Raw genomic sequence first — 21,358 nt, forward strand, 5'->3', positions numbered from 1 at the left:
GCCGTGTGGCGCGTTGCCGCTAGCTCATCGGCCGCGGCGCGCCCCAAGTATCCGCTTTGATCACGGGCATCACGCTCCCTGTGCGGCAAGTGCCGCGGTCAGGACGATGCCGGCGATCTTGGCCGCCTCGACGTCGTGTTTGTCGTAATCCTCCAAGGCCACCGAGATGGCAACCGTGGGTGAATCATAAGGTGCAAAGCCAACAAACATAGAGTTGACGTTGGTGCCGCCGGTCTCGGCCGAACCGGTCTTGCCGGCAACCTTGACGCCCGGAATCTGGGCATCGGTGCCGGTACCGGACTGGACGACGGCGAGCATGGCCTGCTTGACCTGGTCGGCCGTGGTGGCACTGACGGCCTGACCAAGCGAGCGGGACTGCGTGGTCTTAACCACGGTTCCGTCCGGGGCGAGTATCTGGGATACAAAGAACGGGTCCATGATCACGCCGCTGTTGGCGATGGCCGCAGCGATCACGCAATTCTGCATAACGGTGGTCTGCGGGCCGGGCGTGTGGTCCATGCCGACGGGCTGGCCGGCGCCCGCCCAAGCGGTCTCCCACTCGGTCATAAGCGACGGGTCGGCCATGATGGAGGCCGTGGAGGTCAGGTCCTGGCCGAGCTTTTGGCCGTAGCCAAAGGCGTTGGCAAACTGGACGAGCGAGCTGGCGCCAATCTCGTTGGCCACCTGGCCAAAGACGACGTTGGACGACACGGCAAAGGCCTGTTGCAGGCTGATGGTGCCGTAGCTCTCGTTGGCGGAGTTGGTGACCGGCGCGTTGCCAATATCCATGGAGCCGGGCGCCTGGTAGGTGCTGGTAAGGCTGGCGGTGCCGGTTTCGAGCGCCGCGGAGAGTGTGACGACCTTAAAGGTCGAGCCCGGGGTGTACAGCGCGTCCATGGCGCGGTCGTACATGGAGCCGTCCTCGCCGCCGCCTGCCTGCAGGAGGGCGTCGATGTTGGTGTTGTCGTAGGTGGGCGAGCTCGCGCACGCAAGGACCGCACCGGTGCGCGGATCCATGACCACCACAGCGCCCTTAAAGCCCTTGAGCGCCTGCTCGGCAGCCGTCTGGATGCGCGAGTCGATGGTGAGCTTGGCGGTATTGCCCGGCTGGGTCTGCCCCGCGAGCGACGCGATGGCGTTGTTCCAGCTGGAGTAATCCTTGGAGCCGGTGAGCGTATCGTTCATGACGCTCTCGATGCCGGCGGTGCCGTATTGCTGACTCACGTAGCCCACCACGTGCGCGGCCATGTTGCCGTTGGGGTAGGAACGGGCGTAGGTGCCGTCCTCCTGCTGCAGCGACTCGGCTAGCGTCACGCCGTCGGACGTGATGATGGAGCCACGCTGGATGTACTTGGAGCGGGCGATGGTGTGGTTGTTGGTCGGCATATCCTGGTAGTCCTTCGCCTTGATGACCTGGACATAGGTGAGGTTGCCGATAAGGATGGCGAACAGCGCCGTGAAGGCAAGCACGGCACGAGTCAGACGGTTGGCAAGTGCCACGCGGCCGAGCACGCCGGACTCGGGCGTGTCGAGCAGGCGACGACGCATGCGAGAACCCGTGGAGCGGTTGCCGTGGCTGTAGGAAGGTGCGTTGGCAAAACGCGTACCGGTCGGGGCAGCGGCGGATGCGACCTGGTCATCGGTGATGGCGGCCATGGTGCCGGTGCCGGTGAGCTCGGCTTCGCGTCCGGTCGCCTCGTCGCCGGCGCGCAGCAGCAGCGCGACGATAATAAAGCTCGCCAGCAGCGAGGAGCCGCCCTGGCTCATAAAGGGCAGGGTGACGCCGGTCAGCGGGATCAGGCGGGTTACGCCGCCAACGATTAAGAATGCCTGGAAGCTGATGGCCGCCGTAAGGCCGGTCGCGCTAAAGGCGGCAAGGTCGGACTTGGCGCGGGCGGCCGTGGTGAGGCCACGCACGGCAAAAAGCATAAACAGGATGAGCACGGCGCCGCCGCCCAAAAGGCCCATTTCCTCGCCGATGGCCGAGAAGATAAAGTCGGACTCGACGACGGGGATGTTGTTTGCCATGCCGTTGCCAATGCCGACGCCGGCCAGACCGCCGTCGGCCAGCGAGTAAAGTGACTGTACGATCTGGTAGCCCTGGCCCTGGGCGTCCTTAAACGGATCGGCCCAGACCTGGAAACGCACCTGCACGTGCGACAGGAACTTGTAGGCGCCCACGGCCCCAACGGCTAGCAGCGCAAGGCCGATGATGACGTACGAAAGGCGTCCCGTGGCAACATAGAGCATCAGCAAAAAGATGGTGTAGAACAGGACGGCCGAGCCCAGGTCGCGTTCGAAGACGACGATGAGCAGGCACACGCCCCACACGGCAAACAGCGGCAACAGCAGGCGGAAGCGCGGAATCTTGAGGCCCAGGATCTTGCGGTTGGAGATGGAGAGCAGCTCGCGGTTCTCGGCCAGATAGCCTGCCAAGAACAGGACGATGAAGACCTTGGCGAACTCGCCGGGCTGGATGGTGAAGCCCGCGATGCGAATCCACAACTTGGAGCCCGAGATCGTGGTGCCGATAAAGATCGGCAGCATCAGCAGAATGATGCCGATAATGCCAAAGGTGTACTTGTAGCGCATGACCACGTCGAGATTCTTGACCAGTGCGAGCGTTCCCACCATGAGCGCCACCGAGACAAACAGGATGATGAGCTGCGAGATGGCGAGGTCGGGGGCCAGGCGCGTCACGAATGTGATGCCGATGCCCGAGAGCACAAAGACGATGGGCAGGATGGCGGGGTCGGCGCCGGGCGCCAGGATGCGCACGGCGATATGCGCCGCGGCGAAGGCGGCGAACAGACCGATCGGCACGGCGAGCGTCTCAAAGGAAATCGTGGCACCCGCGGTGAGCACGTACATCGCATAGAGCAGGATGACGGGGAACGCCGAGGCGATGAGCAAGAGCAGTTCGGTGTTGCGGCGACTCATAAGCGGCACTCCCTTTCTAATTCTTATCGGAGGCTTCGGCCTCGGCTGACTGTTCGGCGGTTTTCTCGGAATCTGACTCGGAGGTGGATTTCTGATCGGTGTTGTCGCGAATCGTTTGCGCGTCAATCACCTGACGGGTCTGCTCCTCGTCAATCTGATGGCGGTACTTGGAAATGGTGTCCTGCGCATCGTCGACACTCGTTTGCGGAATGCCTGCCTTCAGGCGGTTTTGCGTGTCTTCGGGCAGGTCGGACAGCTTGATGCTGGTTTCGCTCTCGAGCCAGTGGAGCTCGACCCCGAGCGTCTTGCCGGGCAGGCCGCGCCAGACGGCGACATTGCCGTGGTAGGTTCCCAAGTAATAGGAGCCGGTGACGCCCGTGTATGCCCAGATGCCTGCTACCAGCACAAAGACAAGGGCCAGGACGGCGGCGATGGTGACATTGCGGCGTCGGAGGCGTTTTGCCTCGCGCATGACGCCGTCGTCGACCAGGTCGACGACCACCACGGTCACATTGTCGTGGCCGCCGGCGGCGAGCGCCGCGTCCACCAAGTTGTCGACACAGATCTGTGCGGTCGAGGACTGCGTAGCGATGTTCTCGATATCGCTATCGGGAATCATGCTCGAAAGACCGTCGGAGCACAGAATCAAGCGGTCGCCTTCCTCGATGTGCAGGGTAAAGTGGTCGGCATACATGGCGGGATCCGAGCCCAGCGCGCGGGTGATGACCGAGCGGTTGGGGTGGACACGGGCCTCGTCGGCCGTAATCTCGCCGGCATCCACGAGCTCCTCCACGTAGGAGTGGTCGCGGGTCACGCGGATGAGCGTGCCCTCGTGGAGTAGGTAGGCGCGCGAGTCGCCCACGTGGGCGATGGCGAGCGTGTCGTTTTCGATGTAGGCGCAGGTGGCCGTGCATCCCATGCCGGGTTTGCCCAGGCCGTTGAGGGCGGCCTCGATCACGGCGGCGTTGGCGGCCTCGACGGCTGCGGCCAGGCGCGCGGCGTCGGCGGACTGCGGCGCCGTCTTGGCGATGGTCTCGACGGCGATGGAGGACGCCACCTCGCCGGCGGCGTGTCCTCCCATGCCGTCGCACACGCAAAAGAGCGGCGACTGCACCAGATAGGAGTCCTCATTGTGCGGGCGTACACATCCGACGTCGGAGCGGGCGCCCCACATAAGCTGCGTGGTGGTGCCGGCGTCGTAGGTCGAGTCGGTCTCGATGCGCTCGTCGGCCAGTGGCTCAAAGCTCATGGTCGAGCCGGGATCTTTGAGCTTTGCCTCCACGGCGGCGACATCGATCTCGGCGGTGTCGCCGGGGGAGACGGTGTCGGCATCGTTGCCCGACTCGGCGTCGGAGACGTCCGGAAGGCCGAGATCTTCGGTTACGCGGTCGGCGGGATCGCCGTCCTGCTGCGGCTCGGCAGCCGTCGGCTCGGGCGTCGCAAAGTGCGACGGCGCGGGCGTGCTCTGGGGTTGAGCGGAGGGCTCGGGAGCTGTGGCGGGCGCGGCAACGGGCTGCTCGACTTCGGCAGGCGTTGCGGGTGCGGGTGCCGCCTCGCTTGCCGGGGCGACGGGGAATACCGGCGCGGCAGGCTCGGGGGCTGCAAACACGGCAACGCTCTCGTTAATCGCCTCGGCGACGGGCTCGGCAAAGTGAGCCGGTGCGGGCGTTGCCTTCGGTTCCGCGGGCTGCTCGGCGGTGTGCGCGCCGATGGGGGCGTCGAGCAGCCCGGTGTCGGCGTCCTCGTCATCGTCATCGACGAGTGCCGGATATTCTTGAGTTACATGCGAAAGAGGCAGGGAGAACACGGTGTCCTCGGGCTCTACGGTCGCAGGGCGCGCCGGAGCGGCATGAGCCGGTGCAGCTGCGGGGACAGTCGGCGTCTCGGGCATGGTTGCGGACTTGTTCTCCTCGTCGATCATCGACGGTTCACCTTCATGACCACGTCGCCAATCTGGACCTCGTCACCCTCGCGCAGCGTTGCGGGCTCCACCAGCTGACGGCCGTTAACGAGCGTGCCGTTCAGCGAGTTGAGGTCCTCGATGATGAGTGCCGGGCCCTGCAGCGAAAAGCGTGCGTGCGAGGCCGAGACAAACGGTTCGTTGATACAGATGTCCGAGGACGGCGAGCGGCCCACGATGACGGGGCCGAGCATGTCTACATGGATGCCACGGATGCCGCGCGGACCCTTGTCCACATCGATCGTCCAGATAGCGGAGTCGCGGCGCTGGCCGCGTACGAGTCCCACGCCGGTTTTCATGACGGCGAACAGGAAGATGTAGAGCAGGGCGACCAGGACGATGCGGCCTGCAAAAAGGACGATATCGATGTTCATAAGCGACTATCCCCTAAATTCAAAGGTGCTTAGGCCAAACGTCAGCAGGTCGCCGTTGCGCAGCGGGCAGCGCGTGATGCGGCGGTTGTTGACGAGCGTGCCGTTGGTGGAGTTGAGGTCCTCGATCGACCAGTCCGAGCCGGTAAAGGTGAGCTGGGCGTGACGGCGCGACACGTTGGGGTCGCGCAGGGCGATGTCCGAAACCGAACGCTCGCGACCGATGGTCACCTGCGCGGAAGTGATGCTGTGGCTCTCGCCGCTCACGACGTCGACGAGCTGGGCAAGCGGGCGCTGCGGGGCGCGAGAGCTTGCCATGTTGGAGGCGATGCTGGCTGCGGCGCCCAGGCCCACGGCGGCGCCGGTCGCGGCGGCTCCGCCCATGCCGGCAAGCGCGTCGCGCGAGACGGTTTGTGGCACGGGAATGGGTGCGGCGGCGGGGTCGGGGACGTTGGGCGCAAAGGGATCGGCCGCGGCGAGCGGGTCGGGAGCGGCGACACGGGGCGCCGGCTGCTGGGGCATGGCGGCGGGGTGCTGTTGCTGCGGAGCGGCGAATTGCTGCTTGCCGGCGCGGGGAGCGCTGACGGCACGGCTTGCGGCCGAGTTGTTCTGGCCCAGGCCATTCTGGTAGGCGCGCTCTTCCTCGTACAGACGACCGAGCGTGGGGGCGTCGACGTTCTCGGCAAAGACCGAGAACTTACCGGCACGCAGCTGCGGGTCGATCATAAAGCGAACGAGGGGCTCGCCGACAAACACATAGCGGCGCTTTTCGGCCTGTGCCTTCACAAACTCGCGGACTTCGCGCGAAAGCTCGGGGTAGAACGGGGCGAGCATGGGATCGTCATCGACGGCGATCAGGATGGTATAGAGTGCCGGCGCGGTGTTGACGCCGTTGATCACCAGAGTCTGATCCTCCATGTCGCGAGCGGCCTGCTTGGCAAGCTTCTTAAAGGAGAACGGGGCACGGGTGGCACCGAAGATGCCGGCCACGTGGTCCTCGAAGATGTTCAGGAAGTTCACGAAAGATCACTCTCCGTATAGGTTCTTTGGTATCCGAGCAAATATAGGCATATCCCAACGATTATAGAGGATAGGGTTCCCGCAACCGCCGCCTTGACGACGACCGCGGCCGCAAGGCTGGCAATTTCCATATGGTGTGCAAGACAGAGCGACGCCGCGGAGCCTATTCCGCAGCCGGCGATGGCGGCGATTGCGGTCAGATTCGAGCCCTGCTCGGCACGCTTGGCATGGGCATTGAGCAGCAGAGACGTCAGTGCAGCTGTTGCCGCGACGAGCACGATGGCAGCCCAGGAGAGCATGTCTCCCAGCGCCGCGGCAACATTGCCGAGCCCCAGCACGCCTCCGGCAGAAAGCGCGACCGTAGCCAGGCGGCCAAAAAGCGCGCCCATCCCCGTGGCGGCCGCGGCGCTTGCCGGGCCGAGCCAAAAGGCCGCGATGCCGGCGGCGACCCCGGCGGCAAGGAGGGCGTCGCCCGTTAGACAGCCGAGTGCCACCGCACAGGTGAGCACGGCACTCGCGGCGGCCTCGGTGCGGCCCCAGGCGATCCACCAACCGGACATGGTGGCGGCAAAGAGCACCGCGACGGGCAGCATCGACAGGATGCCCTGCGCCTGCATGGTGGCGTTGGCCATAAGTACCAAAAAGCCCACGGCCGAGATAGCCGAGCCAATCTGCGGGGCCAGGCCGGCGGCCGCCCCAATCGCGATGGCCGCGGCAATGAGTCCGGGAAGCGCCGCGACGCCAGCCGTCTGCATGATCAAAAAGCTAAAGGCACCACACGTTAGCGCCGAGATGGCGCGCATGGTGTAGTTGCGCGCGCGGCTCCAGCGCGTGCCGGCCCAGCCGAGTGCGGGGTCGACCTCGATGGTGTCGTCCTCAAAGGGCAACGATTCGATATCGTCTGCCGCGCGCTCGTCATCCGAAAGCTCGCCCACCATTTGCTCCAGGCTGCGACGGCCCTCGCGCACGCTGCCCAGACCGGCAAGGAGCTGGTCGCAAAACGCCTCGATGCTATTGGGGCGGTCCTGCGGCATGGGGGAGAGCGCGCTCATGAGCGCGCTCTCGGCTCCCGGGGGAAAGTGCGGGATGAGCTCGCTGGGGTAGGTGGCACCACCGATGATGCGGCCGAGCGAGTCGGCGGGCGTGGCGGCCATAAAGGGAGCGCTGCCGCACAGGCCCTCATAGATAACGCAGGCAAGGGCAAAGACATCGGCGCGCTCGTCAACCGTGCCAGTCTCGATATCGAGCTGCTCGGGTGGCATGTAGCCGATGGTGCCGCCGCGCGAGCCGCCAAAGCCGCCGGCAGACGACAGACGTGCCATGCCAAAGTCGGTGAGCTTAACGTTGCCCGAGTGGTCGATGAGCACGTTGGCAGGCTTGATGTCCAGGTGGAGCACGCCATTGCTATGGGCGAAGGTGAGCGCCTGGCCCAGCGCGTCGGCAATGGCCGCGGCCTCGTCAAAGGTGAGCGAATGGCCGTCCACGCGATGCAAAAACTCGGCTAGGGACATGCCGTCGACATATTCCATGACTAGGTAGGCATAGGCGGTATCGTGCGTAAAGTCGATAACCTGCACGATATTGGGATGTTGAAGCATGGCGGCGGTGTGTGCCTCGCGCAGGACATCCATGATGTCGCTGGCGGGCATGCCAGCGCCGTTGATAAGGGGGATGCGCTTAATGGCCACGCGACGGCGCAGGTGCGTGTCGCGGCAGATCTCGATGGAGCCAAAACCGCCGGTCGCAAGCGTCTCGAGCGGCTGGTACCGCTTGAGCAGCTCGCGAGAGCTGGTGCCCTCCAAGGGAACGTCCGGCGAGAACCGGGCGGTATGTTGCGAGAAAAGCGGCATGGCCAACCCTCGTGCGTTTAAAGTTCGTTTGCGAGCGGCGGGCGCGGGGCCGAGCCATTCGCGGCGGCATAGATGCTGCTAGTGTAGCACGCTCGGTTGCATGGTGAAGGTAGCGGGGCGAGGTGGCCTATCTGGCTCGGCCCTCGTCTCGACCCATCCGGAAAGCGCGTCCCAGTTTTCGTCCAAATTGCGGGATGCGCTTTCCCAACGGGGCAGGCTGCGGAAACTGCATCCCAGAATATTGGCCCAGAATGGGATGCAGTTTCCGAATCGATACTCAAAAGGAAAGCGCGTCCCGCTTTGATGCGGGGACTGCGAACAAACGCCGGACCGTGATCTGGCTCGGATTGGAGTTCGCCTGAATCGTTGATGCTGGCCGGTGTGGGCGCGGAGATAAACGAGCAGCCCGAGTGATATAATGACACACTATGGAGGCCATATGCTCTTTTCCCGCCGTTCTGCTACATCTGCCTGTGCCATTGCGCTTATCGTAATGGCGGTTACTCCTTATCACCGGTTTTCATCTTCAATCGGTCTGACATCAGGTGCGATGACCTGGCTCGTTATCCTTGGTGCATGCCTTGCGGCGTTTGTTCATGGTGCTGCGCTCCGCAAGAGGAGAGAAATAAGGCGGCCGGGGTGCCTTGGCGTCATCGGTGTTTTCCTCGGTGTTATTGCAACGGTTCCCGAATGGTCCGACCTAGTTTTCTATGCTCGCGGAGATTCTATTCCATTCATGTTTGCACCGATCTGGCTGCTGCATGGCGTTTCGTGCGCCTCGTGCTTTGTTGGGTCGCTGCTCCTCTCATATGTTATTTGGGACACGGCGGGTTTTCCTTTGACGCAGAGGGCGACGCAGACTGACGAAAGAGAGGCCCGCCGCCCGCAGAACGCGATTTTTACAGAAACAATAGCCGCCCTGTCTTGCCTGCTGTTTTGCTGTCGAGTTTCATGGAGAATTGTTCCGGAGCCATGGGGGGCACCCTCTGTTTCGGCCGCGACAATTGGTCTTGTGCTTTTAATTCCTCTTGTCTATCTCGTGTTGGCTGTGGCCCCGCCGCTTTGCTGTCTCCGCGCCTTTGGTCGGGGTCAGAGCGACGTGTTTGCCCGTTCTGCGCTCGTGGCAGTCCCTATTGGTCTTGTTCCGGCTGTTGAGGCGGCATACTTCGCAAGCGATGCCGCGATCATTGCATTGCTTGCGATGGGGTCCGCTATTGCTGTTGCCTTCGTGTGCACGTTGCTAAGGGGGAAACGGGACAACAATCCGGATATTGCCTGCACGTCCGACCCATTCGATGCGGGGGTGTTTTCCCCTGCCCTGTCGCCTCGAGAGGAGCAGTTTGTTCGACTGCTGCTCAAAGGGAAAACGCCGGCGGAAATTGCCAAGGAGACGGATACGAAGCCATCGACGGTGCGAACAACGCTTCACCGAGCATACGGGAAGGCGTCGGTTGCGGGCTCACGCGAGCTCGTGGCGTTGTTTGCGGGTGAGGGCGATGCTGCAGGGCCTGGTCTGCTGCAGCGACATGCTGACGATATGTTGGCATCAGCTCGAACGCGCCGGCTGTTTCGATACCTGCTCACATTATTTTTCATCCTCCTGGCGGCAGGCCCCTTGGTAATGGCGGATAGCGATTGGGGGTCCGGTGTTTCGTGGGCTGTCGCCTTTTCTCTTGCAAGCTATACCTTGGGTCTCGGGCTGCTTCTGTCGTTGTGTAGCGCGGGTGGAAAAACGAATCTCGGGGACGATCTGGATGGAGCGGATGGAGCGGATGGGGCGATTGGGCTTGGAAGCCCGTGCGTGTGGGCGATACTGTCTGCCGTGGAATGGGCTTTTGTTTATATCGCGGCATGGAGGTGCATACGCGATCCGTTGATGGCTGCACCGGTCCTGGTTTGCGGCATAGCGTCTATGGCTTCGCTCGCTGTTAAGCTGCGCCCGTTTAAGGTTCATGCCCATACTCGGGCTATCGTGCCGTTGGTCTCAATGGGCATGGTTGCCTTAATCTATGCGGTCGCTAGGGGGCGAATCCACGGGTTTGCGGTGCTGACGGGGATGCTGCTCACGTATATAGTGCTGCGAAGCTGTCCGCAGCGCAAAATGCTTGGGGTATGGATGCTCTGCTTTGGGGCGATGGCTCCTGTTTGGGTTGTCTTGCTCAACATGGTGCAGGATCTGACGGTTTTCGAGCCGTTGTTCCTCGCGTCGTTGTTGGGGCATAGTTCGGCTGTCAATGTCGTCGTGGCAACGGTGATCATCTGCTGGTCTGTGCCCATATTCGTCACGCACATCGCGCTCGCCCGCTCGGTTGAGGACGAGAAAGCCGTCTTGGAGTACCGCGCGAACGGGTCCACCGAAACAGCTCGCGTGCGCCAGCTGGCCCTGCTTATGTCTCGCTCCCTTTCTGATGTTCAGTCGCAAATCTTGCTGATGACGGCAGAGGGCGCAACGACAAAGGCTATTGCGGAGGATGTCGGTTACGCTGCATCTACGGTGCAAGCGTTGCGATCCGCATCTTATCGCCAGTTGAGGATCAAGAATAAAGCGGAGCTTATTTCATTGTTATCGCAGGTAGATAACGTGTAAACGCCTGAGCAATCAACTCAATAGCGAGTGTTTACAGACATCTTTCTCTATTCATGCAAAAGTTGCCGTGCGTCGACGCATTGTTAACCGCTTTTGATTGGAGAAGGCCATGATTAAGCCAAGGAGCATTATTGCCCGAATCGGAGTCGGGTTGGCGATTGTTGCGGGTTTGTCGATGGGCGCACCTGCCGCATCATTTGCTCAAGATGAGTTTGACACTTCCCAGGTTTCTAGCATTTCGCAGAGCGCGGATGCCGGAATTGCCACATGCAAGAACAACGAAGATAGAGATTTCGCTTTTCAATGTTCTGGCACGAGCGCAACCGGCTATCGCCAGAAAGACGATCCATCTTCAGTCTACATTCTTGGCGTGATCGGGATGGGGCCGGGCACTGTCGCTCGGCTCCATCCCATCGATGGGAGGATGATGACATTTGAATAGAAATCTAATACGGCACGAGCTGTCCAAGATATTTGGCAATCCTATATTTGCGTTGACCCTTATGGTTGCAACTGCAATTGCGATGGCAACTGCCGTCGAGGCGTGGTGGACGCTCGAGACTGAACGCAAACAGCTGCTATCTTTTGGCTACGGCATTGGTCTGCAGTCTCAGACATACCTCGGCCAAACGCGTGAAAGTAGCTTTGGTAACTGGATTGTTGTGGGCGCGAACGCGCCGTTGTTAGCGTCGGTGTTTTTCTACGCGCTGCCGTTGCTTGCCATGTTGGCCGGGTCGTGGTCATGCCTGTCCGAGCGTTTGAGCGGTTACGAGGCACAGATCTGCACGCGTGTTTCTAGAAATGCGTACGTGAACGTGAAGATGCTGTCTGCTTTCCTCTCTGCGTTTGCGGTCACGGCTATTCCGCTGCTCGTGAACTTTCTGATTGTCTCCATGCTGTTTCCCGCGTATCTCCCCCGAGTCGACGAATCGACTTACGTCGGGCTCTATCTGCATAGCTATTTTTCTGGTCTGTTTTATTCCCGGCCTCTGTTATACGTGCTGGTTTATACGCTGTTCGATGCGGTGACGCTAGGGGTTCTATCCATGGCCGTGGTCGGTCTGTCGGTTGTGTTTCGCAGCAGAATCAAGGCGATGGTCGTTCCATATCTGATTATGGTTGCATGGCATTTTGTTAACGACTGGATTTTTAGCGTCCTTTCGTGCGTTGGCTTTAACTGCAACATTCTTAACAGCATCAGGTCGGAATCACTAAATAACTGGCCCGACATTCGAGCAGGGTTTGCGGAAATCATTTTGCTGTTCGTCTTTTCTTTGATTTCCGCTAGATTCTTAAAAAGGAGCGAGGTGGTCTGATGCTGTTTAGGCTGGTCGCCGCGGACCTGAGGACCGTTTTGAAGAAGAACATCATCACTTTTATTGCAATTGCGGCAGTGACCGTTGCGAACTTGGTATACGCCTATGGATTGTCTTCTGTGTATGGGGTTAGAACGGATACCTTGGGGTTTGCGGATAATCTTGCGCTCGTGTTTGCCGGATCTGCTCCGTTTGAGCCGAGGCCCGGGGTCATGTTTGTGCCTCCGCTAGGATGGCTTTTTCTCATTCTGCTTATTCTCTATACAACACTCGATTATCCGACCGAATCGTTGCACGGGTTTGGTTTACAAGCGCTTGTTCGATGCCGGGCAAGAACCCTTTGGTGGGTCTCGCGTTTTATCTTGGTGGCGGCGGTAACGGCATTTTCGCTGCTCGTGGTGGTTTGCTCTGTTGTGATTTGGAGCTTGATGGTGGGTGCCTCGTTCAGCGCGGCCATTCATGGCGAGTCGCTTCAACTGGCTAATTTAGCGCCGTGGCTTCTCAAAGCTGGCGAGGCAGAGGCGCTGCCGTTTTTTATAGGTCTCTTTTTTGCTTTTGAGGCGCTTGCGTTTGCACAGGCAACGGTTGGGTTTGTGCTTGGGTCGTCAGTCTCGTTTGTGGTTTTAATGAGCTATCTGATCTGCTCGGCATATGCGCGGCATTGGGCACTGTTGGGCAACGCCTTAATGCTGTTGCGCTGGGGTGGAATTGTCAAAGAAGGAATCGCGACGGGCTCGAGTGGCTTGTTTTCAATTGTGATTATGTCGTTATGCCTATCGTTGGGTGGACTGTGGTTTCGAAGGGCCGACCTTATAGAAAAGGGGGACAAGATATGAGCGTGATCGTTAGGGACGTATCGAAGCGCATGGGCAAAAACGATGTTCTGCGTAACGTGTCCATCGAGGTTGACCCTGGGACTGTGGTTGGGCTTCAGGGGATAAACGGTTCGGGTAAGACCATGCTTATGCGAGCGGTCTGCGGATTGATTAAACCCACCGAAGGCGAGATCTCAATCGATGGTCAAAGGCTCGGAGTTGATATCTCGTTCCCGCCGAGTCTGGGAATGCTGATCGAGGCACCCTCCTTTTTGGGATATCTGTCTGGCTACGACAATCTGGAGCTCATCGCTCAGATCAAGGGCGTTGCCACCCCCGAGGACATTCGCTCTGCCCTGCGGCTCGCGGGACTCGATGCAGACGAAAAAAAGAAGTTCCGAGCATACTCGCTTGGGATGAAGCAGCGTCTGGGGATAGCTGCGGCGATTATGGAAAAGCCGAAGCTGCTTGTTCTCGATGAGCCAACGAATGCCCTCGACGAAGCGGGCGTAAAAATGCTCAAGCGCGTTGTGGCGATGGCGGCATCAACGGGTCGCGAGGTTCTTCTGTCCAGCCATGACGGAGAGGTGCTCGAGGAGCTGGCCGATCGGGTTTACTGCATGCGCGACGGTGCCGTTGTGAACGTTCGGGAAAGGTCGTGAGCGCGATGAAGAAGACCCTGTGGACGAGAAGGTCGATGCTCGCGCTTTTCGGCTGTGCTGTTACTGGCCTTGCGGGCATGAGGATGAGCGTCGTTAACGGAAATCGGGCAGTCATTCCTGAGAAATACTATGCAGAGGGCGAATGGCTCTCGATGGATGGGGCGTTTCTGGGGTCGAAGGATGTGGCGACTGATGGGTATTCGTTTTGTATAGACGGGGCGGAGCTGCTCACGCCGCGCGAGTATCTCAAGCGTGCGCATGATGATTATTCAAAATATGGCATCGTGGATACGAAAACAAAATTGAAGGACGCCGACACCACATGTGTTATCGCCGTAAAGATGCGTGTCAGGAATAAGGACAATGTCGAAGGCGGAATCAAAACGTATGTTTGGCATTTGGTACCGGAGCACGCGCCAAACTATGACTTTATGGTCAATACCGATCTGATAGCGCAGGCAATGCCGGCTTTAGACGGATTTGCAGCATTTGCCGTGCAGGTTGGAGCGGAAAACGAGTTGCTTGTCCCATTTATGATGCAAAACACCAACGACTATTTCGAAGGTTACGAGACCGTCCGTTTTGAGAAGGCGTTTCCCGGAACCTATACGATGAAGATGACCGATCTGCCGGAGCGGAGGCTCTTAAGGTTTGAAGTGAAATAGCTCGAAGGTCCTGCGAAGGGAATCTTATCCTGCACTAAAGTGGGACGAGATTCCCTTCGCAGTGGCGCTCGGCCCTAGCGCTTCTTCTTGCTCTTCTTCTGCTTACGCTGCTTGGGAGCGTGCTTTTTGGGCTGGTCGCCCTGTTTGGCTTCGGCAGCGGCCTTTTCGGCCTTCATCTTCTTGCGTTTGGTCTCGATGCGGAGTTTTTTGTTGATGCGCGCCTTGAGGAAGGAGCCAAACTGCTCGGCATCGCCACGGACGAAGGTGTCCTTGGGGATCGTCACGCCCTGGTCGGCGAACATGGCCACAAAGATGCGCTCGCCGTCGAGCACGTGGTCGAGCTTCTCAAACGGGAAGAACTGCGACTTGCCGCTCTTGCCCCATACCATCAGACCGTCCTCGTTGGCGGCGACGCGGCGGTAGCGGCCGCCCATGGACTCGTCGGCCTCGACGGCATCGATAAAGTCGCGCGCGAGCGTATGGTGCAGGTTTTTGCTCCACCAGGCCAAAAAGGCGCCGAACACGATCAGGACGACGCCGAACTTGATCCAGTTGCCGCCGGCCGCCAGCATGCCAACCCCCAGCAGCGCGGCAATTGCCGCGGCGACATACAGCGAGCCACGGCGCCTGGGCGAGGCGACCAGGCGCGCAAAGTCGGTGACGAGGTCGTTTTCGTACTGATACTCGTTGAGGTACAGAATGCCGTCATCGGCCGCGGCCTGCGTCTCGAGCGCGACCTCGACCTGGTCGGCTGCTTCGGAGGGGACGAGGCTGGGCTCTGCGTGTGCCATGCTCTTTGGACTCCTATCGCGGCGGGCTCGCCGTACGGGTTATTATAAATGCAGTATGCCGTGCGACCGCATGGCCGCCGCGGCAACAAGACTCAGTATACCCGGGGGAGCACCCATGGAATCGTTGTACCGAAAGTATCGCCCGCTCACCTTCGACTCCGTGGTGGGCCAGCAGCATATCGTCTCGACGCTCGAGCACGCCATCACCGAGGGACGCCTGTCCCACGCCTACCTGTTCTGCGGACCGCGCGGCACGGGCAAGACCACCATGGCGCGTATCCTCGCCAAGGCGCTGCTGTGCCGCAATGCCGAGGCGGCGCGCGCCGAGGGTGCAAGCGGCTGCATGCCCGACGGTACTTGCGAGGAGTGCGAGCTCATCGCCGAGGGCAACCACCCGGATGTCTACGAGCTCGATGCCGCAAGCCGTACCGGCGTAGACAACGTGCGTGAGGAGATCATCAACTCCGTTAACTTTGCCCCGGTGCGTGGCAAGTACAAGATCTATATCATCGACGAGGTCCACATGCTCACGACGGCGGCGTTCAACGCGCTACTCAAGACGCTCGAGGAGCCGCCGGCGCACGTGATCTTTGTGCTGTGCACCACCGACCCGCAAAAGATTCTGGAGACCATCCTCTCGCGCTGCCAGCGCTTCGATTTCCACCGCATCGGTAACGAGGATATCGAGCATCGCCTGGCATACGTGTGCGAGCAGGAGGGCTTCGATTACGATGACGAGGCGCTTGCCATCGTGGCACGCCATGCCAAGGGCGGCATGCGCGACGCGTTGTCCACGCTGGAGCAGCTGAGCGTCTTTGGCAACGGTTCTGTGCATGCGGACGATGCCCGCTCGCTTTTGGGTGAGGTTTCGGACCAGATCCTGGGCGAGTTTTCCCGCGCCATTGCCGATTGCGATGTTGCCGAGCTCTATGGGCTGATTCGCGCGCAGGTCGAGGGAGGCAATGACCTGCTGGAGCTGACGCGCGACCTGGTGGCGCATGTGCGTGACGTGTACGTTGCCTGCGTTGCCGGTGCCCGTGCCGAGCTGTTTGAGGGCGGCTCCGAGCAGGCCGAGACGCTTGCTGCCGAGGCCGCTGCCTTTGGCGAGCATCCTGCCGATCGTTTGGCTCGCGTTCTGACGGTGCTCGACGATGCCGCCTTGGAGATGAGGGGTGCGAGCGACGTGCGCCTGGTGCTCGAGATCGCCTGCACCCGCCTGACGCGTCCCGAGGCCGATTTAACGATTGAAGCTTTGGCCGAGCGTGTGGCACGCCTGGAGGCCATGGTTGCCAACGGCGCCGTGCCGGCGAGCGTGGCTGCTGCTCAGGCTGCCGCGCCTGCAGCATCCGTACCCGTTGCTGCCCAGCAGCCGACGCTGATCTCGGGTGCCCGTGCTGCCACTCCGGCGGCATCCACTGCCCCCGCTGCTACGTCCGCGCATCAGGGCGGCATGCCTTGGGACCGCGGCACTGCTGTTCCGGCAGCCCAGCCTGCGCCCAAGTCTACGGCTCCGGCTCCCGCGTCCAAACCGGTAACGCCTGCACCTCAACCCGTTGCGGCTCCGGCTCCCGCGCCTGCTGCATCGACCGTGCCGGTATCCAAGTCCAATACTGCCGCTCAGGTTGCCGCCGCCGGCGCCGCCGAGACCCCCGCGGTCGAGGACGCCGGCGAGCTCCAGCGCAAATGGGCCGAGGTCGTCGAGCGCGTCAAGGCTCGTCAGGCCTCCTACGCAGGGCTTTTGCTCAACACCCGCGCCACGGCCGACGACGGCTCCAAGCTCACGGTCTCGTTCCCTGCGGGCTCGACCTTTGCCATCAAGATGCTCGGACGCGCCGACACGCAGTCGGTGGTCCTGCCGACGGTCTGCGCGGTCTTCGGTCGTCGCACCGTCGACTATGTCCTGGATGGGGGTGGCACGCCGGCTCCTCAACATGAGGAGCATTCTCCATCTGCACGGGCTGCGGTATCTGCGGACCCGCAACCCGTGTCCTCGGCGGCCCCTGTATCCTCGAGTGCCGGCGCTCCGCAGCAACAAACGGCGCCGGTAGCGACATCGACCCCGTCGGCGCCTAAACCCGCTGCGCCCAAACCGGCTGCCCCGGCGCCTGCGCCCAAGCCTGTCGCGCCTGCGTCCAAGTCATCCGACCTGGGCAAGGCTCCATGGCTGCGCTCCGACAACCCTGCCGGCGCTCCTGCTACGGGCAAGCTCCCGACCGAGCCCGCGCCCCGTGCACCCGAGCGCGCGTCCGCTCCCAAGGCTCAGCCCGCTGCGCCGTCTGCACCGTGGGAATCCGAGCAGGTGCCCTACGACGACGCTATGGTTGCTGGCTTTGCCGCCGATGCGGGCGGGGACGATCTGCCCCCGTTCGACGCGTCGGCCGCGGCGCCCGCGACCAAACCCGCCGCTGCGGCTGCGACTCCCGCGCCCGCGACGCCTGCTCCTGCCGGCGACGACGCACCCGCAGCCCTTTGGGAGTCCAACCCCGGCGCGGGCAGCCCCTTCGGCCATCAGGGCGCAGCCCCGAGCATCCCGCAGACCGAGGACGAGGCCAAAGCCCTCATCCGCAACGTCTTTGGCCAGGCCACCATCTTCAAGCCTGTGGAGTAGCTGCGCAGGCGGGTATACTGCTCAAGAAGAGAACCCTTTGAACGGAGCGAGCTTATGATGTGGGAATATGTCCGCCTTGAGGACGATACGCAGGTTTCGTATTCCGAAGTCCGGGAGGACAACACGGTGAAGGTTGTTGTGGAGCGCCCGCGCGATTGGGGTTTTGACACGGCGGAGTGTATCTTGCCGGCATTCAATTGGGTGTCACACGAGGGCTTTAGCGAAGCGGACCTCAAAGAACTCGATGATTTCGTGCGTAACAATGCCCCGCTCATCCTGCGTTTTGCCTACGAAGGCGGACGAGTCTATGCCTAGTCTGTTTCGACTCGGGCCGTACATCATCTTCTTCTGGACGGGGGAGAACGGCGAACCTGTCCATGTTCACGTTGCGGTCAAGCGCCCCACTGCCGAGGCAACCAAGATATGGCTTACTCGCTCCGGCGGGTGCAAGCTGGCCCATAACAAGGGTGACATTCCTGCTCGGGATTTACGCGATATCATGCAGTTTGTTTCATCTAACCATGCATTGATTTGCAAACGTTGGAAAGAAACAACCGGTGGGCTATCGTTTTATTGCTGAGGTTTGCCCGCTGGGCTTAGGCCTCTAGCTCTTTAGGGGCGCCTCGTCCGGGCGCATCTGTATTTCGGACATGTGTAGTGTGGTGCCGCGTATGTTGCATTCGAGCAGGCAGGTACGCGATGGCCGGCCTAGGATGTTGAGGTCGATACGATACGTCGCATGGCTGTCTGTGTACTCGACTTGCTCGGCGTTGACGGTTGCTCCGATTGCCGAATAGATGCCTGGCTCGGCATTGACAATCTTGGAGCCCTTTATCTTGACCTTGAACTCTTGGTAGAGGGACGGGCTGTTGTAGTAAACGGTTCGGGTTCCGTCGGCGTACTCATCGGTCGCTTCCCATTTGACGACGGGCTGGTCCGAGCTGGCTACCAGCAGTTCTGCTCCAAAGGCTATGGCATGGGTGATGATGACCAGTAATGCCCAGCCGACAAAGAGATAGAGAACCACATATGCAACGGGGTGTTTTGAGCGGATGTTTTGGAGCGCGTCGGGGGCATTCATGGGGCACCTCCAAATTGCTATCTATGACAATTAAATTATACCCCGTCGTCATGAGCGCCACCTCGAGCGGCGATTCGGCATTTTGTTATCTAGCTGGATGCAGAAAATGTCGGGGGCCGGCCCTGCTAAGTAGATTATAAGATATTATGCAAGTGTGAATTATTCGACCTTGCATAATTCGGGAGTGCATAATGTTTGTCGGGCGCGAAGCGGAGCTTGCAAAACTCGAATCCCTTTATGAGCAGCGTTCATTTCAGATGGCCGTTGTGTACGGTCGTCGACGCGTGGGAAAGACGACGCTGATCAACGAGTTCTGCCGCGGTAAACGGACGCTCTCGTTTACCGCTCTCGAGCAAAGCGATGCCGACAACCTCGCAGATTTCAATCGCGCTATCGCTAGCTTTTTCAATCTTCCCGCATCGCTTGGCGGATTCTCATCTTGGACTGACGCGCTGTCCTTTATCGCCGATCGAGCACGCGCCGAGCGATTTGTCTTTGTGTTCGACGAGTTTCCCTATGCGGCGATGCGCAACGAGGCGCTGCCCTCGATTTTCCAGGTTGCCATCGATAGGGCCTTCAAGGAAACGAGCGCCTTTCTTATTCTTTGCGGCAGCAACCAGGGTTTTATGGAAAGCAGTGTGCTGGGACGCAAAAGTCCCCTGTTTGGTCGGCGCACGGCCCAAATCAAAGTGCACGATCTTGGATTTAAGGACGCCGCCAAGATGCTTCCGGGCTTGAGCGCTCAAGATGCCTTTAAATTCTATGGCTGCTTTGGCGGCGTTCCATACTATCTGCAGCAGCTGGATTCGAGCGTGGGGCTCAAAGAGAACCTGGCACGGCTCTACTTTGATCCCATGGGGTTTCTCTATGGTGAGCCGGAGGGCCTGATTCGTCAGGAGTTCCAGGAGCCGGCAATATACAACTCGATCTTGCGGGCTGTAGCTGCCGGTGCAAACCGTGCGAAGCAGATTGCCGACCGCGTGGGAATCGCCCAGACAACGCTGCCTCGCTATCTCAAGGCGTTGGAATCGGTAGGAATCATAGAAAAGGCCGTTCCGTTTGGCGAGAACCCCGAAACAAGCAAGCGCGGAATATATCGACTGTCCGAGCCGTGCTATGCGTTTTGGTTCCGGTTCGTCATGCCGTATTCGTCCGATATCGAGGCGGGCTTAGGGCAGGCGGTCGTCAACGCGCTTCCAGAAGAGCAACTGAACGAATACCTGGGCCATCGGTTCGAAGCGTTGTGTGCCGAGTGGATGGTCGAGCGAGCGAAACGGGGCGAGTTGCCAATTCCGGCAACGACGGTGTCGTCGTGGTGGGGAACAAATCCCGCCAAGCGGGCTCAGGACGATATTGATGTTCTGGCTGCAGATCGGGTTTCAAAGCGCCTAGTTGTTGGAGAGTGCAAATATAGGGAGTCGTTTGACGAGTCGGCAGAGATTGACGACCTCGAAAGCAAACGAGGCCTAGTAAAGGGGTATGCCGCTTTTCATTTCATGCTGTTCTGCAAACACGATGTGAGTGCCGCTACAAAAAAGAAGCTCGCCGCGCGCGAAGATTGGCGAATCGTCACGTTGGAGGACATGTATATCGACTGAGGTAACACGTCTGCCCCGCTTGCTGGCCTCGCGCCGTGGTACGATTTTTGAGTTTGAAAGCCCCGCCGCGCTCCGGCTGCCCTTGCAGCTCGTCGCGCGGCCGCACGTAAAGGAGCCATTATGGCCGGTATGAACATGCAGCAGATGATGAAGCAGGCTCGCAAGATGCAGGAGCAGCTTGCCGCCGCGCAGGAGAATCTCAAGTCCCAGACCGTCGACGCCTCCGCCGGCGGCGGCATGGTCAAGGTGACCGTTAACGGCGAGATGGAGCTCGTCAACCTCACCATCGATCCCGATGCCCTCGATCCCGAGGATGTCGATATGCTGCAGGACATGATCATGGCTGCCGTCAACGAGGCCGTCCGCGGCGTCAACGAGCTCGCCAACAAGCAGATGGGCGCCATCACCGGCGGCCTCAACATCCCGGGCATGCCGTTCTAAGACACGCATATATATGAGTGCGAATCACAGTCTGCAAAAACTGCTCGATGAGCTGGGTCGTCTGCCGGGCATTGGTCCCAAGTCGGCCCAGCGCATCGCCTATTACCTGCTCGAGGCCGATGCCGAGGAGGCCCGCCGCCTGGCCGAGGCCATTTTGGAGGTCAAGCAGGAGGTCCACTTTTGCAGCCGTTGCTTTAACTACGCCACGGCCGACGAGTGCTCCATCTGCCAAGACCCGATGCGCGATACCACTCGCATTTGCGTGGTGGGCGAGCCGCGCGACGTCCAGGCAATCGAGCGCACGGGCAGCTACCATGGCCTGTACCATGTGCTGGGCGGCGTGATCAGCCCCATGGACAAGATCGGTCCCGAGCAGCTGCATATCCGCGAGCTGCTGGCGCGCCTGGGCCACGAGGACATCCACGAGGTCATTATCGCCACCAACCCCAACATTGAGGGCGAGACCACGGCGAGCTACCTTGCTCGCACTATCAAGCCATTGGGCGTTGAGGTATCGCGTCTTGCGAGCGGCCTTCCCGTGGGCGGCGACTTGGAGTATGCCGACGAGCTTACGCTTGGCCGCGCTATCGAGGCCCGCCGCGCGATCTAGCCGGCGTCAGCTCCGCGGCATGTCCCGTCGGCCTGCCGCACGG

Annotated in this window: 19 protein-coding genes; 12 read left to right on the forward strand and 7 right to left on the reverse strand. The window is 60.7% G+C overall.

Annotated elements, in window-relative coordinates:
* Positions 1 to 69: 69 nt before the first annotated feature.
* Genes SFLMC1_RS10525 through SFLMC1_RS10545 form a run of 5 tightly spaced genes read right to left on the reverse strand, consistent with a single transcriptional unit; the run spans position 70 to position 8,141 of the window.
* Positions 70 to 2,940 (reverse strand): FtsW/RodA/SpoVE family cell cycle protein, encoded by a 2,871-nt coding sequence (locus tag SFLMC1_RS10525; protein ID WP_152074161.1) that lies wholly within the window; start codon positions 2,938 to 2,940, stop codon positions 70 to 72.
* 16 nt (positions 2,941 to 2,956) lie between these two features.
* Positions 2,957 to 4,861: a Stp1/IreP family PP2C-type Ser/Thr phosphatase gene (locus tag SFLMC1_RS10530; protein WP_152074160.1), complete on the reverse strand. Its 1,905-nt coding sequence runs from the start codon at positions 4,859 to 4,861 to the stop codon at positions 2,957 to 2,959.
* Positions 4,858 to 5,274: an FHA domain-containing protein gene (locus SFLMC1_RS10535; RefSeq protein WP_006235180.1), complete on the reverse strand. Its 417-nt coding sequence runs from the start codon at positions 5,272 to 5,274 to the stop codon at positions 4,858 to 4,860. The genes SFLMC1_RS10530 and SFLMC1_RS10535 overlap by 4 nt, the downstream gene beginning before the upstream one ends.
* A gap of 6 nt (positions 5,275 to 5,280) precedes the next feature.
* On the reverse strand, positions 5,281 to 6,291 hold the full coding sequence (locus SFLMC1_RS10540) for an FhaA domain-containing protein (RefSeq protein ID WP_152074159.1): 1,011 nt from the start codon (positions 6,289 to 6,291) through the stop codon (positions 5,281 to 5,283).
* Positions 6,288 to 8,141: a serine/threonine-protein kinase gene (locus tag SFLMC1_RS10545; RefSeq protein ID WP_152074158.1), complete on the reverse strand. Its 1,854-nt coding sequence runs from the start codon at positions 8,139 to 8,141 to the stop codon at positions 6,288 to 6,290. Before SFLMC1_RS10545 ends, SFLMC1_RS10540 begins: the two co-directional genes overlap by 4 nt.
* 439 nt (positions 8,142 to 8,580) lie before the next feature.
* Between SFLMC1_RS10545 and SFLMC1_RS10550 the strand changes: the two genes are divergently transcribed.
* From SFLMC1_RS10550 to SFLMC1_RS10575, 6 genes are all read left to right on the forward strand, one after another.
* Entirely contained in the window at positions 8,581 to 10,728 is a 2,148-nt protein-coding gene (locus tag SFLMC1_RS10550) for a helix-turn-helix transcriptional regulator (RefSeq protein ID WP_187323959.1), read from the forward strand.
* A 109-nt stretch (positions 10,729 to 10,837) separates the two neighbouring features.
* Positions 10,838 to 11,170: a hypothetical protein gene (locus tag SFLMC1_RS10555; protein WP_152074156.1), complete on the forward strand. Its 333-nt coding sequence runs from the start codon at positions 10,838 to 10,840 to the stop codon at positions 11,168 to 11,170.
* A gap of 61 nt (positions 11,171 to 11,231) precedes the next feature.
* A complete protein-coding gene (locus SFLMC1_RS10560; RefSeq protein WP_152074155.1) occupies positions 11,232 to 12,044 on the forward strand; it encodes a hypothetical protein in 813 nt (270 codons plus the stop codon).
* Between the two features lie 38 nt (positions 12,045 to 12,082).
* On the forward strand, positions 12,083 to 12,880 hold the full coding sequence (locus SFLMC1_RS10565) for a hypothetical protein (RefSeq protein WP_152074154.1): 798 nt from the start codon (positions 12,083 to 12,085) through the stop codon (positions 12,878 to 12,880).
* Complete coding sequence (locus SFLMC1_RS10570; RefSeq protein ID WP_152074153.1) at positions 12,877 to 13,521, forward strand: ATP-binding cassette domain-containing protein; 645 nt, start codon at positions 12,877 to 12,879, stop codon at positions 13,519 to 13,521. Before SFLMC1_RS10565 ends, SFLMC1_RS10570 begins: the two co-directional genes overlap by 4 nt.
* Before the next feature lie 5 nt (positions 13,522 to 13,526).
* Positions 13,527 to 14,186, forward strand: a complete 660-nt coding sequence (locus SFLMC1_RS10575) for a DUF5028 domain-containing protein (protein ID WP_152074152.1) — start codon at positions 13,527 to 13,529, stop codon at positions 14,184 to 14,186.
* A gap of 74 nt (positions 14,187 to 14,260) precedes the next feature.
* Here SFLMC1_RS10575 and SFLMC1_RS10580 read toward each other — a convergent pair whose 3' ends face one another.
* Positions 14,261 to 14,977: a hypothetical protein gene (locus SFLMC1_RS10580; RefSeq protein ID WP_152074151.1), complete on the reverse strand. Its 717-nt coding sequence runs from the start codon at positions 14,975 to 14,977 to the stop codon at positions 14,261 to 14,263.
* Positions 14,978 to 15,092: 115 nt separating this feature from the next.
* Between SFLMC1_RS10580 and dnaX the strand changes: the two genes are divergently transcribed.
* The 3 genes from dnaX to SFLMC1_RS10595 are packed head-to-tail and all read left to right on the forward strand — an operon-like array spanning position 15,093 to position 18,165.
* Complete coding sequence (dnaX, locus tag SFLMC1_RS10585) at positions 15,093 to 17,585, forward strand: DNA polymerase III subunit gamma/tau (protein WP_187323960.1); 2,493 nt, start codon at positions 15,093 to 15,095, stop codon at positions 17,583 to 17,585.
* Positions 17,586 to 17,639: 54 nt separating this feature from the next.
* Positions 17,640 to 17,900 (forward strand): hypothetical protein, encoded by a 261-nt coding sequence (locus tag SFLMC1_RS10590; protein ID WP_099432547.1) that lies wholly within the window; start codon positions 17,640 to 17,642, stop codon positions 17,898 to 17,900.
* Positions 17,893 to 18,165, forward strand: a complete 273-nt coding sequence (locus SFLMC1_RS10595) for a DUF4160 domain-containing protein (RefSeq protein ID WP_099432548.1) — start codon at positions 17,893 to 17,895, stop codon at positions 18,163 to 18,165. Before SFLMC1_RS10590 ends, SFLMC1_RS10595 begins: the two co-directional genes overlap by 8 nt.
* Before the next feature lie 24 nt (positions 18,166 to 18,189).
* On the opposite strand, the gene SFLMC1_RS10600 is transcribed toward SFLMC1_RS10595, so the two are convergent.
* Positions 18,190 to 18,666: a hypothetical protein gene (locus SFLMC1_RS10600; RefSeq protein ID WP_152074149.1), complete on the reverse strand. Its 477-nt coding sequence runs from the start codon at positions 18,664 to 18,666 to the stop codon at positions 18,190 to 18,192.
* 191 nt (positions 18,667 to 18,857) lie between these two features.
* On the opposite strand from SFLMC1_RS10600, the gene SFLMC1_RS10605 reads away from it, so the two are divergent.
* The 3 genes from SFLMC1_RS10605 (at position 18,858) to recR (ending at position 21,315) form a co-directional block, all read left to right on the forward strand.
* Positions 18,858 to 20,264 carry an ATP-binding protein gene (locus SFLMC1_RS10605; RefSeq protein ID WP_222838075.1) on the forward strand — a complete coding sequence of 469 codons (1,407 nt, stop codon included), beginning with the start codon at positions 18,858 to 18,860 and terminating at the stop codon, positions 20,262 to 20,264.
* A gap of 120 nt (positions 20,265 to 20,384) precedes the next feature.
* Positions 20,385 to 20,705 (forward strand): YbaB/EbfC family nucleoid-associated protein, encoded by a 321-nt coding sequence (locus SFLMC1_RS10610; protein ID WP_006235174.1) that lies wholly within the window; start codon positions 20,385 to 20,387, stop codon positions 20,703 to 20,705.
* 13 nt (positions 20,706 to 20,718) lie between these two features.
* On the forward strand, positions 20,719 to 21,315 hold the full coding sequence (recR, locus tag SFLMC1_RS10615) for a recombination mediator RecR (RefSeq protein WP_006235173.1): 597 nt from the start codon (positions 20,719 to 20,721) through the stop codon (positions 21,313 to 21,315).
* Positions 21,316 to 21,358 lie beyond the last annotated feature (43 nt).

This window comes from Collinsella aerofaciens (genome assembly GCF_901212495.1).
Classification (GTDB): domain Bacteria; phylum Actinomycetota; class Coriobacteriia; order Coriobacteriales; family Coriobacteriaceae; genus Collinsella; species Collinsella aerofaciens_H.

What these genes read in the sequence shown, in the direction of transcription:
- SFLMC1_RS10595 (WP_099432548.1), top strand. Translation starts at nt 17,893, where the DNA reads ATGCCTAGTCTGTTTCGACTCGGGCCGTACATCATCTTCTTCTGGACG.
- SFLMC1_RS10575 (WP_152074152.1), top strand. Translation starts at nt 13,527, where the DNA reads ATGAAGAAGACCCTGTGGACGAGAAGGTCGATGCTCGCGCTTTTCGGC.
- recR (WP_006235173.1), top strand. Translation starts at nt 20,719, where the DNA reads ATGAGTGCGAATCACAGTCTGCAAAAACTGCTCGATGAGCTGGGTCGT.
- SFLMC1_RS10610 (WP_006235174.1), top strand. Translation starts at nt 20,385, where the DNA reads ATGGCCGGTATGAACATGCAGCAGATGATGAAGCAGGCTCGCAAGATG.
- SFLMC1_RS10605 (WP_222838075.1), top strand. Translation starts at nt 18,858, where the DNA reads ATGTTTGTCGGGCGCGAAGCGGAGCTTGCAAAACTCGAATCCCTTTAT.
- SFLMC1_RS10590 (WP_099432547.1), top strand. Translation starts at nt 17,640, where the DNA reads ATGATGTGGGAATATGTCCGCCTTGAGGACGATACGCAGGTTTCGTAT.
- SFLMC1_RS10545 (WP_152074158.1), bottom strand. Translation starts at nt 8,141, where the DNA reads ATGCCGCTTTTCTCGCAACATACCGCCCGGTTCTCGCCGGACGTTCCC.
- SFLMC1_RS10580 (WP_152074151.1), bottom strand. Translation starts at nt 14,977, where the DNA reads ATGGCACACGCAGAGCCCAGCCTCGTCCCCTCCGAAGCAGCCGACCAG.
- SFLMC1_RS10555 (WP_152074156.1), top strand. Translation starts at nt 10,838, where the DNA reads ATGATTAAGCCAAGGAGCATTATTGCCCGAATCGGAGTCGGGTTGGCG.
- SFLMC1_RS10570 (WP_152074153.1), top strand. Translation starts at nt 12,877, where the DNA reads ATGAGCGTGATCGTTAGGGACGTATCGAAGCGCATGGGCAAAAACGAT.
- SFLMC1_RS10530 (WP_152074160.1), bottom strand. Translation starts at nt 4,861, where the DNA reads ATGATCGACGAGGAGAACAAGTCCGCAACCATGCCCGAGACGCCGACT.
- SFLMC1_RS10525 (WP_152074161.1), bottom strand. Translation starts at nt 2,940, where the DNA reads ATGAGTCGCCGCAACACCGAACTGCTCTTGCTCATCGCCTCGGCGTTC.
- SFLMC1_RS10535 (WP_006235180.1), bottom strand. Translation starts at nt 5,274, where the DNA reads ATGAACATCGATATCGTCCTTTTTGCAGGCCGCATCGTCCTGGTCGCC.
- SFLMC1_RS10550 (WP_187323959.1), top strand. Translation starts at nt 8,581, where the DNA reads ATGCTCTTTTCCCGCCGTTCTGCTACATCTGCCTGTGCCATTGCGCTT.
- dnaX (WP_187323960.1), top strand. Translation starts at nt 15,093, where the DNA reads ATGGAATCGTTGTACCGAAAGTATCGCCCGCTCACCTTCGACTCCGTG.
- SFLMC1_RS10560 (WP_152074155.1), top strand. Translation starts at nt 11,232, where the DNA reads ATGGTTGCAACTGCAATTGCGATGGCAACTGCCGTCGAGGCGTGGTGG.
- SFLMC1_RS10600 (WP_152074149.1), bottom strand. Translation starts at nt 18,666, where the DNA reads ATGAATGCCCCCGACGCGCTCCAAAACATCCGCTCAAAACACCCCGTT.